This is a genomic window from Vibrio antiquarius, from assembly GCF_000024825.1.
In the GTDB taxonomy this organism is placed as follows: Bacteria; Pseudomonadota; Gammaproteobacteria; order Enterobacterales; family Vibrionaceae; genus Vibrio; species Vibrio diabolicus.
The window spans coordinates 540,440-557,361 of record NC_013457.1 but is presented as its reverse complement, the minus strand read 5'-3'; the positions used below and the strand labels follow the sequence as shown (position 1 = coordinate 557,361).

General features: G+C 45.0%; 9 protein-coding genes. 6 read left to right on the top strand and 3 right to left on the bottom strand.

The genetic code is table 11. The features are described from left to right. Nucleotides 1–35: 35 nt before the first annotated feature. From VEA_RS24575 to VEA_RS24485, 4 genes are all read left to right on the top strand, one after another. Entirely contained in the window at nucleotides 36–296 is a 261-nt protein-coding gene (locus tag VEA_RS24575) for a phage tail protein (RefSeq protein ID WP_230198166.1), read from the top strand. Next, nucleotides 278–649 (top strand): hypothetical protein, encoded by a 372-nt coding sequence (locus VEA_RS24570; RefSeq protein ID WP_230198165.1) that lies wholly within the window; start codon nucleotides 278–280, stop codon nucleotides 647–649. Before VEA_RS24575 ends, VEA_RS24570 begins: the two co-directional genes overlap by 19 nt. Nucleotides 650–768: 119 nt before the next feature. Next, the gene (locus tag VEA_RS17345; RefSeq protein WP_230198164.1) at nucleotides 769–9,483 is read left to right on the top strand and encodes an Ig-like domain-containing protein; all 8,715 of its coding nucleotides are present in this window, start codon (nucleotides 769–771) and stop codon (nucleotides 9,481–9,483) included. Between the two features lie 245 nt (nucleotides 9,484–9,728). Next, nucleotides 9,729–9,872: a hypothetical protein gene (locus tag VEA_RS24485; protein ID WP_006741113.1), complete on the top strand. Its 144-nt coding sequence runs from the start codon at nucleotides 9,729–9,731 to the stop codon at nucleotides 9,870–9,872. Between the two features lie 220 nt (nucleotides 9,873–10,092). On the opposite strand, the gene pdxR is transcribed toward VEA_RS24485, so the two are convergent. Continuing rightward, the gene (gene pdxR, locus VEA_RS17340; RefSeq protein WP_006741112.1) at nucleotides 10,093–11,496 is read right to left on the bottom strand and encodes a MocR-like pyridoxine biosynthesis transcription factor PdxR; all 1,404 of its coding nucleotides are present in this window, start codon (nucleotides 11,494–11,496) and stop codon (nucleotides 10,093–10,095) included. A gap of 359 nt (nucleotides 11,497–11,855) precedes the next feature. Between pdxR and ampC the strand changes: the two genes are divergently transcribed. Continuing rightward, entirely contained in the window at nucleotides 11,856–13,007 is a 1,152-nt protein-coding gene (gene ampC / locus VEA_RS17335) for a class C beta-lactamase (protein WP_006741111.1), read from the top strand. Nucleotides 13,008–13,101: 94 nt separating this feature from the next. Beyond that, nucleotides 13,102–13,746 carry a CatB-related O-acetyltransferase gene (locus VEA_RS17330; RefSeq protein ID WP_006741110.1) on the top strand — a complete coding sequence of 215 codons (645 nt, stop codon included), beginning with the start codon at nucleotides 13,102–13,104 and terminating at the stop codon, nucleotides 13,744–13,746. Nucleotides 13,747–13,929: 183 nt separating this feature from the next. Here VEA_RS17330 and VEA_RS17325 read toward each other — a convergent pair whose 3' ends face one another. Both VEA_RS17325 and VEA_RS17320 read right to left on the bottom strand, forming a co-directional pair. Continuing rightward, nucleotides 13,930–14,928, bottom strand: a complete 999-nt coding sequence (locus VEA_RS17325; RefSeq protein WP_006741109.1) for a 2-oxoacid:ferredoxin oxidoreductase subunit beta — start codon at nucleotides 14,926–14,928, stop codon at nucleotides 13,930–13,932. Next, the gene (locus tag VEA_RS17320) at nucleotides 14,918–16,759 is read right to left on the bottom strand and encodes a 2-oxoacid:acceptor oxidoreductase subunit alpha (RefSeq protein WP_006741108.1); all 1,842 of its coding nucleotides are present in this window, start codon (nucleotides 16,757–16,759) and stop codon (nucleotides 14,918–14,920) included. The genes VEA_RS17325 and VEA_RS17320 overlap by 11 nt, the downstream gene beginning before the upstream one ends. Between the last annotated feature and the right edge of the window lie 163 nt (nucleotides 16,760–16,922).

The window sequence follows — 16,922 nt, the reverse complement described above, 5'->3', positions numbered from 1 at the left end:
TTAACTTAAGTGTATACGTTAAAAGGAAGAACAGTATGGCTACAGAACCGTATCTTGGGACACTAACCGCATTTGGCGGCAATTTTGCAATTAGAAATTGGGCAATGTGCTCGGGGCAAATGCAGGCAATTGAAGATAATCCAGCACTCTTCTCTCTAGTTAGCACTCTATACGGAGGTGACGCCCGAACTACCTTTGGTTTACCTGATTTGCGTGGCCGCAGTCCAGTTGGTGTAGGCACACGACCTGGGGGATGGATTATCATCAGGGAGAAAGATTGGGTACTGAACTGGTAACTATTGATATAATCCAAATGCCAGCACACTTACATACGGCAATTTTTACCCCTCTTGGCACTGCTGCACCTGTAACAGGCAGGATGCAGGTTGCTACCAATGCTGCAAATACGCAGGTACCCGAAAGTAATTCGTATATAGCGCAAAACTCTACCCCCGGGTTCTATAAACCGACGTTTCAGCAACCAGATTTGACTGAGATCGAAGGCTTAAGTGTGTCTGGTGGTGGCTCGGAAGGAGGTACTGTAACTGTGACTGAAACAGGCGGTTCAGAGCCACTTAATATTTTGAGCCCGGTATTGCCGATTAATTGGTTAATTGCCACTGCGGGAGTATACCCACCGTGCAGCTAATCAACCAAGAAAGAATTGGCTGAAACTTTCGCTAATCCTTTCCTATAAAAAATTAAATATTTAAGTTGATTATGATAACCCGGCTATGTTGATAAGGCCGTCATATTCAGGAGAGGAAAATGAGATTACGTCGTCAGGTAGCGATCGCAATTACAACAGCATGGGTGTCCTCAGCGTTTTTTTCCGGTGAAGTCTGGGCCGCACAGCAAACGATTAACTACTCTAATGGTTCAGGTTCCAATTTTAGTGAGGTGGAGACAGGTGTCACTGGGGGTATGCCCTCGGTCACTCTTACCAGTGCAGGTGCTGTGTCTATGGTATTAGATGCCGGCAATAGCACTGATAGCACTCCGTTTACTGGCCTAAATGACCTCGGGTTTGTAGCTGGTGTTTTTTTCTCAAATACCATGATTAATGAGTTCAACAATCGTGGCTTCCGCTTTTTTGAGCGATCAAGTACTAACTTCAGTTTCGACGAAATTACCTTTATGCAGGGGTCGGCCCGAGACTCAGATAAAACGTATCAACTTGTATTAACTGGCTTCTCTAATGATACTCAAACAGTGACCGAAACTGTCACCTTGCCAAAAGGTGGTGAAGCAAACTCAGGGTTACAGGATTTGTTTACCCTGACCCGTGGTACAGACTTTACTGATTCTGCATGGCAGGACGTTGATACAGTGACTATGGCGTTTACCCGAAGTCCGGGTGCTGACTCTCGTTATCTTATCAAAAGTATCAAGATTGATGACGCTGCGGTTTCAGACTCAACCGCGCCTACTTTTGTCAGTGCGAGCTCAACCCCCACTGATGATGCAACCAATGTTTCTGTTAGCAACAACATCGAGATTGCCTTTGATGAGAATATTGAGCTGAAGAGCGGCAATATTACCATTCGTAATGTTACAGACAGTCGCGATTTTGAAGTATTTAATGTTGCCACCGAAAGCGATGGCACAACAACTTCACCAGGCGCTGGCCGCATCAGTGTTACCAACGATAAAGTTTACTTAAACCCAACCAGTGATCTGATAGGAAACCGGACTTACGCCATTCATATTGAATCTAGTGCCGTGGCTGACACCGCAAATAATAGCTTTGCTGGGATCAGCGATGATGCCACATTTAACTTTACTACGGTCGATACCACGCCAAATGCGCCATCTACACCCGATTTAGATGCTAGTTCGGATACCGGATCATTAAATACTGATAATATTACCAGTGACACTACTCCAACGTTTAGTGGGATTTCCGAGAGTGGATCGATCGTTACTTTATACAGTGATCAAGTCGGTGGAGGTGCAACGGTTATTGGCACAGGCACTGCTACTGGAGGAAACTGGCAGATAACAACCAATGAGTTGGCGTCTGGTATTACACATGCAATAAGTGCTAAAGCGTCTGATAGCGATGATAATGTTAGCTCGGCATCCAACGCGTTAAGTGTCACCATTGATACAGTAGCACCATCCGTAGTGAGCATTACCACGCCGATTGAGGCTGATAGTATCGTCAACGCTGCAGAAGACAACGATGTGCTGATCGCTGGCTCCGGCGCGGAAGCAGGTAACAGCGTGACCGTGACTATCACAGACAATAACAGCTCTGTCAGTCGTACGGTGACGGCCGACAACTCAGGCAACTGGACATTAAGCGGCAGCGAGCTGGATATCAGTGGCTTGAACAATGGTACCCTGACGGTGTCTGCAACCCAAGCTGATATAGCAGGTAATATCTCCACCGCAGCCACACAGAGCATTACCCTGGACAATGCTGGCCCATCAGCAGTGACCATCACCACGCCGATTGAAACCGATGGTATTGTCAATGCAGCGGAAGATAATGATGTGCTGATTGCCGGTTCCGGCGCGGAAGCAGGCAACAGCGTGACCGTGACCATCACGGACAATAACAGCTTTGTCAGTCGTACGGTGACGGCCGACAACTCAGGCAACTGGACGTTGAGCGGCAGCGAGCTTGATGTAAGTGCGTTTAACAACGGCACCCTGACGGTGTCTGCAACCCAAGCAGATATAGCAGGTAATACTTCCACCGCCGCCACCCAGAGCATTACCCTGGATAACGCCGCACCATCAGCTGTGACCATCACCACGCCGATTGAAACTGATGGCATCGTCAATGCGGCAGAAGACAACGACGTGCTGATTGCTGGCTCCGGCGCGGAAGCAGGCAATAGCGTGACCGTGACCATCACGGACTACAGCAATTATGCCAGTCGTACGGTGACGGCCGACAACTCAGGCAACTGGACGTTGAGCGGCAGTGAGCTTGATGTAAGTGCGTTTAACAACGGCACCCTGACGGTCGCGGCTAGCCAGAGCGATGCTGCGGGCAACACCTCCAGTGCAGCTAGCAAAACATTTACGTTAGATAACGTGCAGCCAACTGTTTCTTTGAGCAGTTCAGACCTCGATTTGATCTCTGGCGAAACGGCGAGTATCACGTTCACCTTAAGTGAGTCATCAAGTGACTTTGCTGAGTCAGATGTCACCGTCACTGGCGGCAGTTTGTCCAACTTTGCGGGCAGCGGTAGCAGTTACACGGCGACCTTTACACCAACGGAAGAGAGTGTGGCGAGCGGCACCATTGATGTTGCCACCGACACATTTACCGATGCCTCTGGTAACAGCAATAGTGCAGCAACACCACTTTCCATCAGCGTCGATACTGTGCTTCCAACCGTCAGTATCACTAGCTCCAGTGCTGCGCTGAAAGCGGGTGAAACGGCAACACTCATGTTTACCTTGAGTGAAGCCGCAACTGATTTTGCCGAAGCCGATGTGACCGTTGCTGGCGGAACTCTTTCTAACTTTGCGGGCAGTGGCGCCAGTTACACGGCTACCTTTACACCAGCAGAAGAAAGCACTGAGGATGCAACTATTGATGTTGCAGCAGAGCAATTTAGCGATGCAGCTGGCAACCTCAATACTGCAGCGACTCAGTTGTTGATTTCAGTGGATACGGGGATCCCCACTGGACATAGCATCAGCATTGATCAGGAGAGCATTAACAAAACCAACGAACAAGCGATGAGCTTTACCTTCGCAGCAGCTGAAGTGAACGCGATGTTCACTTATCGCGTGACCGACGGTACCACGACCATTGACGGCGCTAGTCAAACAATCTCCTCGGAGACCATGCAAGTAACGGGCATTGACGTCACTGGTTTGCAAGAGGGGACGCTGACAGTAAGCGTGGTGGTAACCGATGCCGCAGGCAATGCATCTGATGCAGTGACGGATACGGTGACTAAACGCTACGATGTCGCGCCAACGGCAGTTGATGATAGCTTCTCGACTGAGGAAGATACGGCGAAGCAATTTGATCTGTTAGCCAACGATTCCGATATTAATGATGACATGGTCGCTTCTTCTGCAACGGTTAAAACGCAACCAATTAAAGGTCAGGTGTCGATCAGCAACGGCGTTGTTACCTATACGCCAAATAGTAATGAGACAGGCACGGATAGCTTTACCTATACCGTGAAAGATGCCCTGTTACAGGAGTCACAAGACGCGACAGTAACCGTCACTATCATGGCTATAAATGATGCGCCAGTCGCGAAAGCGCTGACCATTAACACTGACGAAGATACCGCAAGCGCAGCAGTCACCGCGCGTAGTCAAGCGAAGGATGTTGAAGATGGCATCCCAACGGGTGATTTAGCGTTAGTTAGTTTGCCTCAAAAAGGACAAGTCGCCATTGATCAAACTGTAGGCACTTTTGTATATACGCCGAATGCGAATGAAAATGGTAGCGACAGTTTTACTTACACGATCGCAGACAGTGAAGGCGGCGTTTCTCTTGCGGCCACGGTCAGCGTCAATATCGGTTCCGTCAATGACTCACCAGTGGCGGAGGCAGACAGTTTTACCTTTGATGAAGATGTCACATCGACACTCGATGTTTTAAGTAACGACAGTGATATTGAAGATGGGTCATTCACCGCGAGTAGTATTACCCTACAAGATCTTGGTCAAGGAGAGGGGGGATACAGTTTTGCCAAGGTCAGTGTCAATGCCGATGGGACCTTAAAGATTGTGCCAACAGCGAACGTTAATGGTCAACATAGCTTTACCTACACGTTAACCGATAGTGGTCAAGCAGTCTCCGTGCCAGCAACCGTCACGCTCAATATTATGCCAGTGAATGATGCCCCCGTTGCTGTTGATAATAGTGCACAACTACTAGAGGGAGGCTCCTTCGAGGTCAACGTATTAGGCAATGATAGTGATGCCGATGCTGGAGACAGGTTTGAACTCACTAGTGTCACAGTCGTCGATACGCCAGCATATGGCAGTGTGAACGTGACGGCGTCAGGAGCGATTGTTTACAACCCCAATGAGAACTACTTCGGTGAAGACAGCTTCACCTATACGGTGGCAGACTTAGCAGGTGCTGTATCTAACGTCGCAACAGTGACCATGACGGTAACACCAGTCAACGACGCACCAATGGCGCAAGCACAGTCACAAACGCTTGATGAAGACAATAGTTTGGTGATCACGCTGGTTGGTTCAGATATTGATAACGATGATGACACTCTGCAGTATCTTATCACTGAGCAAGTCAATCATGGCGTGCTAGAGCAGTTGACCAATAATGGTTGGCGCTATACGCCAGAAGCGAACTTCAATGGCTCCGACTTCTTCTTGTTCAAGGTCAACGACGGTGATCTAGACTCGACAGAGGTTCGTGTCGATTTGACGGTTAATCCAGTCAACGATACACCAACCGCGACCGATATCAGTGCTACGGGAGAGGAAGAGATACCGCTGACCATTACTTTAAATGGTAACGATGCAGAAGGCTCATCTTTGAGCTATCAAATTGTAAAATCGCCAGTCAACGGTAATGTTACCGTCACAGGCAATCACGCGGTTTATACGGGTAACAGTAACTTCTTTGGTCAGGACAGTTTCACTTACAGCGTAAGTGACGGAGAACTTACCTCTGGAGTGGCGTTAGTGACTATCACGGTGAATAACGTTAATGACTCGCCAGTGATTACGGGTACCCCATCAACGCAAGTGGATGAAGATAGTGTGTATCAGTTTGTGCCCGCGGCATTGGACAATGACCCAGCGGATACTCTGACCTACTTGATAGCTAACAAGCCACCTTGGGCTACATTTGACAAGACAACAGGAGCACTTTCTGGCACGCCAAGTAACAGTGATGTGGGTACTTATCCAGATATCGTGATTAGCGTATCCGATGGTACTATTTCTTCCTCATTGTCAGCGTTTTCGATTACTGTGAATAACGTGAATGATGCACCTGTTATCTCTGGCTCACCAGCAACACAAGTGAATGAAGACAGTACCTATCTGTTCATGCCAAAAGTGTCAGATGTTGACAGCCAAGCCTTTACCTTCAGTATCGTGAACAAGCCATCTTGGGCTAGCTTTGATGCATCAACAGGCACGCTCAGTGGTACACCAGATAATGGTGATGTTGGCAAATATCAGGGCATTGTTATCTCGGTTTCTGATGGTCTCACGACCACAATGCTCAATAGATTCAGTATTGTGGTTAACAATGTCAATGACGCGCCAGTGATCAGTGGCACTCCTGCTCTTACTGTCAACGAAGGCAGTACGTATCGCTTTGCGCTGCAGGCATCGGATGTTGATAGTAGTAGCTTGAGCTTTTCAATCCGCAATAAACCATCATGGGCAACCTTTGATAGAGCTACTGGGTTGCTAAGTGGTACGCCGGAAAATGAGCATGTTGGCAGCACCAATAATATTGTTATTAGTGTCTCTGACGGTGAGCTAAGCGCTTCTCTAGCAGCGTTTAGCATCACGGTAATCAACGTCAATGATGAACCAATGGCAGTTAATGATACCTATGCCTTTACCGAGAGTAACGATGGTAGCTACTTATTGGATGTACTCAGCAACGACAGCGATATTGATCTAGACACATTACAACTGGAATGGGTTAAACCTACATCTGGAACGGCAACAATTGTGGGCAGTCAAATCCAATTGGTAACGACCTCAATTGGTACAGTGACAGTGCAATACAGTGTGAAAGATGGTAATGGAGGAAAGGCCACCGCGAAAGCAATCGTGACAATTAAAAGTGCGAAATTGGACGCACCAACAATAACCGCACCTTCAGATATTGAAGTGAAAGCAACTTCGCTCTTTACTAAAGTTGCATTAGGCTCTGCCGTGGCCCGAGATAGTACAGGCAAGCTATTACCTGTTTCATTGGTCGACAGCACGACCTTCTTCCGACCTGGGACTAATACGGTCTATTGGCGTACTCAAGACTCTGATGGAAACGTCGCTGAGGCTAGTCAAACGGTAACAGTGTATCCACTGATAAGTATCTCCAAAGATGCGCAAACCACGGAAGGCACCAACCATAGCGTAACGATACACCTTAACGGCCTTTCGCCGAGTTACCCAGTAGTCGTACCTTACACGGTTTCAGGAAGCACAGACAGTGATGACCACACACTCACCTCTGGCGAAGTGGTGATAACTAGTGGTACCGAAGGCAAACTTTCGTTCGAACTACTTAATGATGGACAAAGTGAAGGCGTTGAAACCTTAGTGATTGATTTGGACAGCACCCTTAATCTAGGTAGTAAGCGTCGTTACACCTTGACAATCTTTGAAGAGAATGTGGCTCCGAAGGTCTCGGTAAGTGTATCTCAGGCGGGGGAGCAGCGGAGCCAAATTGAAAATGGTGTTGAACCGGTCACAATCACAAGCAGTGTTAATGATGCAAATATGTCCGATATACACAGTTTCAGATGGAGTAGTGATAGCGATGTACTTAACCAAGCGATTGCGGGGCAGATGTACAGCGAAACATTGACTTTCTCTCCGCAATTACTGAGTTCAGCGATTTACAATTTGCAATTGACAGTTACTGACAATGGCACTCCGCCATTATCAGTGACACGGAATGTCTATTTAGAAGTGGTACAAACATTGGCGGAGCTCGGAAGTGAAGATAGTGATGGCGACTTAATCCCGGATGATCAAGAAGGTCATAATGATAGTGATGGTGATGGCATTCCTGACTATCTTGATGCAATTTCTGACTGTAACGTAATTCAACAGGTTGTGTCAGAAAAAGATCGCTTCCTCATTGAGGGGCAGCCAGGTGTCTGTTTACGCAAAGGAATAACCATTCTGACTAACACAACAGGAGGAGCTTTATTGCTAGATGAGGAGCTTCCTAAAGATATCAACATGAAGAGCATCGGGGGAATCTTTGATTTTGTAGTAACTAATTTGCCGCTGCCCGGCCAAAGCTATCAATTAGTTTTGCCTCAGCGTTTACCTGTTCCAGCAAATGCAGTGTACCGAAAGTATAACGCTGAACAGGGGTGGATAGACTTTATTGAGGATGCTCAAAACACAGTTTCTTCTAGTGCTGGCGAGGCTGGTTATTGTCCGCCACCAGGGCACAGTTCATGGTCACAGGGTCTGACTGAAGGTGACTGGTGTGTACAACTTACCATTGAAGACGGTGGTCCGAACGATGATGATGGATTGGCTAATGGAAGTGTCGTTGACCCTGGCGTCGTTGCCGCTCGTGTAAACAATAATGCACTCCCTCAAGCGATTGACGACAATGCGTTTGTTAGTCTCAATGGTACGGTGACGCTCGATGTATTGAGCAATGATACCGATGCTGATGGTGATGGGCTGAAGGTAAGTCGCGCTTCTGTAGATATTGGTAGTGTTAGTGTGGTTGATAACAAACTAAGTTATGTCACTCAACCACAGTACTACGGGGAGGCTTTGATCACTTATAGCGTAACGGATGGTAATGGTGGAACGGGATCGGCGAAGGTGACGGTGAATGTGGTAAACAGTCAGAATCCGAATGCGGTGGACGATAATATTACCACCGATGATCGTACCCCTGTCACGGTTTATGTCCTTGCTAACGATACCGATCCGGATAACGACACATTGAAGTTGGTTTCAGTCCAAGCGCAGTATGGGCAGGTGGTCATGAATGCAGATCAGAGCGTGACCTATACCCCTACCTCAGGGTTTGAAGGCAATGATGTGTTGACATATATCATTCAAGATAGTCAAGGCCTGCAAGACACAGGGAAAGTTATAGTGACAGTTAAGTTGGTAAGAGATGTAAAGGTTGAAAATACTTCAGCAGGATCATTGGGTAGCATAGTGTTGATGCTTTTGATTTTGTTAGGAGCCATGCAACGTTATGGAAGAAACAGTGCTCTAGCACTAATTGCTGTGTTTAGTTTTAGTAGTCAAGCGGGTTGGTATGTTGATGTTCAAATGGGGTCAAGCCATGCAGATGAGCGTGATGCTGTTAAAGGTGATAACGTAATTTCTACTGACAACACCGGGCTCTACCGCTCTATCGGGTTTGGATATACTTTTTCTGAGCAATGGTCAGGAACTATTCGTTATATAGATATGGGTGAAGGTAGTGCAACATTGCGTAGTGCGACTACTTCACCAGAAGACTATCACACCAGTGTCGCATTTATAGCACCACTCCTTGTTAAGGGCATAGGCTTCGACATCGGTTATAAGTTCTGGCAATACAATTCATGGTCCGCAAAACTGAGTTTAGGGGGCTTGTTCTGGGATACCGATATTGAAAGTACGTATCAAGGCAGCAAGATAACGACGGAAGTGGATGGTTTTGATGGATATATTGGTGCAGAAGTTGGCTACAACCTCTCAGATAATTGGGAGATCGGTGTCCAAGGCGCTCGTTATTTTTTACATGAAAATGATGTTGATATAATTGCGCTACAACTTCGTTATTTTTTTGAGCCGTTAGCAGCGTATTAACTTATGGTTTGGTATTTTTCGATAATTTATATCCCAATTGCTCATGAAGCGGTATGGTAAATCACTGGAGATTAATATCGTGATTGTGCTCTTTATTATGTAGAGCAATAGTCCATGACAAATCCTTAATTATCTTGAAGTCTTCTCTTCTTTAACATCTAGGGAAAGATAGTGATTGATAGAGTGTTAAGCAGAACTTACTATCCGTTCGATATTAGAAAAATAAGGTTCATTGGATACTAGATGTGAACTTAAAAGAAGATGATTTACGTAATAGGGTTGCTGGTGGCGCTGAAAATGTCAGCGTGATACGTCGCTTTACTTTGAACCTAGTACGTTTACAGTCGAAGAAATATAGTTTGGGGGCTGAAGCAAAACAAGCGGGTTAGAGCGACACAATTCGTAGTGAACCCTTATTGAGTTGAAAAGCGTTCCAAGCTCGCAGTTGCTCTGACTCTGCTGGTGATAACACGACGATAAATTGATACCTATCAAGACGATAATTTGATATTGCCTCTTCATAAATCTATTGCTTTTTAAGTTTATGACATTTTTTGAAGAGGCAATTTTATATCTGCTTTAGGATGAGATGCTTGCTACTATCTCGGTTTAATCTAATACTGATTGAATAGTATTAAACGCTTTTTCTATTTTTTGGGTAGGGATAATGCCAAACCCAAATAAGAGGGCATTAGAATGATTGTTGATAGAAAAATGCGATGATGGGTAAACCGCTACATTTGATGAAGCAAGTTTATTCATCATTTGTGTCGCGCATCCCGATACTTCAGCTGCTATATGCAATCCACCTTGGCTTGGAATACGTTGTAAGCAATCTATGTTGTCAATTAATTGAGTGAGTTTATGGTACCTTTCGCTATAGATTTTATTCATATTGAGTAAATGGTGAGACAAATGACCGTCACGCATGAATTCGTCAAGTAGGATTTGAGACACTACAGATGTACTTCTTCCCAAGTGCCATAACATATTTGAAATTGGCTCTATTAAAGACTTTGGTGGAATCATATAGCCAATGCGTATGCCGGGAAATAGTATTTTAGAGAAACTGCCTACCATAATGACGCAGTCATTTTTGTCTTGTGACTTGAGAGCTTGCTTACTGGTATTGAGATAGTGATATTCCGCATCATAATCATCTTCGATAATGATTGCGTTATTAACTTCTGCCCATCTCAGCAGTTCTAACTTCCTTTCAACTGAGTAGCTAAAGCCTAAAGGGAACTGATGACTAGGCGTTGTATAAATAATTTTGGTATTAGAAGGGATTGATTCAACGACAACGCCTTGGTCGTCCATCGGCACGGTGCCTATTTGCGCGCCAAGCAATCGAGCTTGATTTCGAAAAACAGGATATCCTGGATCTTCCGTCGACACGAGATCCCCGGGAGAGAGTAATGTAAGGAGAGTCGTCATTATTGCCTGCTGGCCCCCTTGCGTAATGATGATGTCTTCAGGATCACAGATTACGCCTCTCGAATGTCTTACATACTCGCAGATAGACTCTCGTAAACAAGCTAGTCCTTGCAAATCACCACCATGTGCAAACTCTGGAGTTAATGCATTGAGCCTACTCAGTCTTGAGTGTCGCCAAATATGCTTTGCTATTCTCTGATGATCAGGAACGCCTAAAGTGAAGTCATAGTCTAGATTCTTTGGTGCGATGATCTCTGGCTTCTTCGCTGCGTTAGTGCCAAACACCCCTAGTTGGTAGTGTTTTATTGGTCTCTTATCTTGATTCACCGTTTGCTCTAGAGCATTACTTACGTACGTGCCAGACCCTGCCTTTTTTACTATCCACCCCTCGAACTGAAGTCGCTCATACACCGAAATGACAGTGTTTCTTGCTATGCCTAACTTTTTTGACAACATGCGAGTCGACGGTAATCTCTCATTTGATCGTAATCTGCCTTCTAATATCCCTTGGTATATCTCGGAATAAAGCTGTTGGCTGGTGACTTTTCCAGTTTCGAAGTGTAGTGAAAATGGCATCGTTTTCTCTGTAGACGTTGAAAAGTGGTTCTAAAGCGTTGTGAGGATGTGGATCTGTATATACCAAGTATATCTGCCTAGTATACCGTTATCTTGGTATGGAAAAAGCGCATTTGAGTACACTATTTCCCCATTTTGCAAACGGATGTTACTCACATTCGTATCTAATCGGCCTACCTATCAACGGTGATCAGGTTTAAACCTGTTTATATCGCGCTAAAAATTTGAAGACACAGTGTTATTCATCGAGGGTTAACGATTGGAGTTCTTCAAGTCAGGATTACTTTTATATAAAAAGTTAAAAGCCTTGGAATAAACTAGAAATTAATTATAAGTGAAAATTAAAAATTGAGGGTTCAATGAAGTTAAACAATGCCTTGGTAGCCATTTTATCGCTCACTTCTTTCGTCACGTTTGCGAAAACGGAGTTAACGGTTAGCAGTCAATTAAAGAGCGTAGTTGATGAATGCGCTAAAGGATTAATGAACGAATACGACATTCCGGGTTTGGCTGTTGCAGTAACGATTGATGGTAAACGTTATTTTTATAATTACGGTTTGGCTGACGAAAGTAAGGGGAGTTTAGTCACCAACGACACAATTTTTGAACTCGGCTCTATCAGTAAAACTTTTGCCGCTACTTTGACTGGTTATGCCCAAGAAAAAGGTAAGCTAGACATGGGTGACAAGGTCAAGGATTATATTCCAGAATTAGAGAATAGTGCTCTGGGTAATACCAAGCTAGTTCATGTCGCCACCTACACTGCGGGTGGTCTACCATTGCAATTTCCTAGCGAAGTAACGAACGACGCTGAAATGATGCAGTACTACAAAACGTGGCAACCGGAGTACGAAGCCGGTACTAAGAGGAAGTACTCAAACCCTAGTATTGGTCTATTTGGCTACATCGGTGCCTTGAGTATGAAGTCAGACTATACGGAAATGATGGAAACCGTCATCCTACCTGAGCTCGGTATGACCAATACCTTTGTCGATGTACCAAAGGATAAGCTTAACAACTATGCTTTTGGTTATAGTTCTGAGGGAAAACCCGTTAGAGTTAATCCAGGTATTCTTGATGCACAAGCCTATGGTATTAAATCAACAAGCTTAGATATGCTTCAATATATCGAAGCAAATATGGGTCAAGCGCAACTTAATACTGATATAGAAAATGCGCTAGAGCGAACTCATACTAAGTATTTTGATACCGACACGTTTACGCAAGCCGTAGGGTGGGAAGGTTATGATTACCCCGTTTCACTTTCGCAATTATTGAAGGGGAACTCCAGCGACGTAATTCTCAACGCTAAACCGGTTCAAGCAAGTGTATCCGGTACTCTCGGTCGCGACGTTTGGTATAACAAAACGGGCTCAACAGGTGGCTTTGGGGCATATATCGCATATGTACCCTCTGAAAAAATAGGCATAGTGATTCTGGCGAATAAAAACTACCCTAATGCAGAAAGAGTAGAGGCTGCTTACAATATTATTAGCTCGGTGGTGAAATAAACTTTAGTGGTAATAGGCACTACGTAATTATTAGCGCTTATTTAGATAAATACTATCTGCATTGTTTTATTCGATAGTATTTATAGGAGTATTCATGAAAACTAAGCATTGGTCTAAGGTGACTTTGCTACATGAAGTTGTTACGAATCCAAATATAACGATTAAAGGTAAACATAGTTATTACAGTGATTGTTGGGACGCCGGTTTTGAGGAGTCCGTTGTAAGGTATCTACAAGGCGATGAGTTCAGCCGAGATTGGGAACCAAAATGGAAGATTGATAAGTTACATATAGGTGACTTTGTCTGTATTGCAGCGGAAGTTGTGATTGTTATGGGGGGAAATAGTACACATAGAGCTGATTGGTTCTCCTTGTACCCATTTATGGACTTTATTGAAGAAGCGTATGTCGGGAAAGGAGATACTCACATTGGCGATGGCGCCTGGCTCGGTATGCGATCCATGATAATGCCGGGTGTGACTATCGGAGAAGGAGCAATCGTTGCGGCAAACAGCGTGGTGACGAAAGATGTTGAGCCTTACAGCATGGTTGCAGGCTCACCAGCTAAGCATGTCAAATATCGCTTTTCTCGCGAGACGATAGACGAACTGCTCGCCCTTAGGATATATGATTGGCCTGATAAGAAAATCGACAGCCTGAAGAGATTGTTATGTTCAGACGATTTAGAAGGGCTGAAAAAGGCAAGCGCTGAATACGATAGAAATCATTCAGTAGAGTGACGATGTCACTATTTTAAAAAACAGAAGAGGCTCATTATAGAGCCTCTTTTTAGTGTGATGGATATCTGCAACCACCACACTTCCTTATCAACTCATCATTCAGCAAGTCGCCAACTAGAATCGGAAACCTTTTAGTTTCATCTTTGCAGGAAAGGTTACCTCAATAGTTGGCTCTTTCAAGTGTTAGCAGAGACGCTCATAACTGTTTTGTTTGAGCAATTCGGTTAAGTCGCCTTGACCATATTTTAGAGTTGCTTGGTGTTTTTGATGTTGAATGACCTGATCAAAAGTAGGTCGAGTCACTGAACGAAAAACGCCCACGGGTACGGGAAAGTCTGGATAGCTCAAGTTAGCAAGCGCATAAGCATAGTATGACTCCTCGCATTGACTGGAGTGGAGCAAAAGGTTCGGGGCCTCTGATTCGACAATCTCGAAGCCAAACCCTTTATTGATCAACGCTTTTGAGTGTGTTTTACCAAACAATAACGGTTCATTATCTGAGAGATAAAGTAGATGTTCGCTTCTATTAGCTGGGCCGTTGTAAGGTTCGTGCACTTTATCGTTAAAAATGACGCAGTTTTGCAGGATTTCAACTACAGCAGTGCCCGAATGCGCGGCAGCAGCCTCTAACACCATCGTCATGTGTGTAGGATCATTGTCTGATGTTCGTGCTATGAACGTAGCACCTGCGGATGCTGCTAATGCCAGAGGTTTAAGCGCTTGATCGGGAGAGCCTTCAGGGCTCGACTTAGAAATGAAGCCCTGTTCGCTTGTCGGAGAAAATTGGCCTTTGGTAAGTCCGTAGACAGCATTATTAAAAAGCAAAATTTTAATGTCTTGGTTGCGTCGAATCGCGTGAATAAAGTGATTTCCGCCAATACTCAGTGCGTCACCATCGCCGGTTACGACCCAAACATCTAACTCTGGATTGCTAGCTTTTACACCAGTAGCGATGGCAGGGGCACGGCCGTGAATCGTATGAAATCCATAAGTATCGAGATAATAAGGAAAACGAGATGAGCAGCCGATCCCTGAGATGAATACGGTGTTCTCTTTAGTTCGACCTAGTCGTGCTAGAACGGACTGCATCGTTTTTAATACGTTAAAATCACCACAGCCTCGACACCATTTGACTTCAACATCAGAAGCGAAATCTTTGCGGTTGAGTACCTTAGTCGTCATTTTTAATTTCCTTCAGGTGGTGGTTGATAGACTCAATGACCTCGTGAACTTTGAATGGTAACCCCTTAACTTGGGTTACGGAGCGTGCCGAAATGGCATATTGTGAGCGAATCACTTTGACGAGTTGTTGGTTATTCAACTCAAAAACAAGCACATGCTTGAATTGGCTAATGATCTCTTCCAAATTGATTGGAAACGGGTTTAGATACTTAATATGGGCGTGGGCAACCGATGCGCCTTGCTTTCTCAGATGCTCAATTGCGGTCGACACAGAACCTTGCGTGCCTCCCCAACTTAGCACTAGCAGTGAGTCTTGAGTACTGCCTGTTAGCGTTTGTTTAGGGATGAAATGGCAGATGTTATTTATTTTTTTTGCTCTTTCATCAGTCATGCGCTGGTGGTTTTCAGGATCATGAGAAGGGTTGCCTGTAATCGCTTGCTTTTCCAACCCTCCAATGCGGTGCATTTTCTCTTTTGTTCCAGGCGTGACCCACTCTCTGCTGTAATACACGTCATCACGGGCATAGGGATAAAACGGGCTTATGTTTGCTTTTGTTGCCTCGGCAGTGAGCTTAATCTCATCAGGGTTGGGCACGAGCCAAGATTCGGAGCCGTTTGCTAAGTAGCCGTCACTCAATAAGATCACTGGCGTCATAAATGTAGTAGCAATTCGACAGGCCTCGATTGCCATGTCAAAGCAGTCTGCAGGAGAGGCAGGAGCCAACACTGAGAGTGGTGAATCCCCATTTCTACCATACAAAGACAAAAGCAAGTCTGATTGCTCTGTTTTAGTCGGTAGGCCAGTTGAGGGGCCTCCACGTTGTACGTTGATAACAACCATTGGCAACTCCGCCATCACGGCAAGGTTAATGGTCTCTGCTTTCAAACATAATCCAGGGCCAGACGTTGATGTGACTCCTAAACCGCCAGCATAAGATGCACCTAAAGCTGAACAAGCAGCTGCAATCTCATCTTCTGCTTGGAATGTCGTGACCCCAAAGTGTTGATAGGTTGATAGTGTGTGTAGAATATCTGAGGCGGGTGTTATGGGGTAAGAGCCCAAAAATAGCTGGCGTTGGAGTTTTTCTGCTGCGCATATTAACCCAAGCGATAATGCTTCGTTCCCTGAAACAGTACGATACAAGCCAGCTTTATCTGCTACGGGAGCAACCTGAAAACAGTCGCTGAATACTTCGGTTGTTTCGGCATAATTAAATCCTGACTTTATGGCTAAAGTATTTGCCTCTCTCGCTTGCGGATTGTCAGCGAATTTATTATTTAGCCATTCAATGGTCGGTTCTAGCGGACGGCTGTAAATCCATAAAACGATACCCAGCATAAAAAAGTTTTTGCTTCGCTTCACTACTTTTGGCGCTATGTTTAACTCAGAAAGAGATTGGACGGTTAAACGCGTAAAACTGTCACTAATCACTCGGTAATTTGCGAGGCTACCATCGCTCAATGGGTTCGATTCATAGCCAGCAAGCTCAAGGTTTTTTTTATTAAAACCATCGAGATCAATAAGCACCAAACCGCCTTCAACGAGTTGTGAGATTTTGGTTTTTAATGCAGCGGCATTCAGAGCGATTAAGACTGAAAAATCGTCGCCAGGAGTATAAATCTCTGTTGAGGCAAATTGCATCTGAAAAGCCGATACTCCAGATGTGGTTCCTGCCGGAGCCCGTATCTCTGCTGGATAATCAGGTAACGTCATGACATCGTTTCCTTGTTTCGACGAGTTGTCTGAAAAGCGTTCTCCAAGTAATTGGATACCATCTCCAGAATCGCCAGCAAAACAGATCACTTCGCGTTTAAGTTGAATTATTGTCATTAAAACCTCTTACCGTGTTAGAGCAAGTTCAGTATGTTTCATTGCACTTAATGAGATGCAATGGAATTAAAGGTTGGAGAAAATGCCGTAAGCCCGAGCATTCTGAGTGTAGAGTTAATGGTGTTGGCTTTATTTGTCGTCTCTGAGGTCAGTAGAAATATCC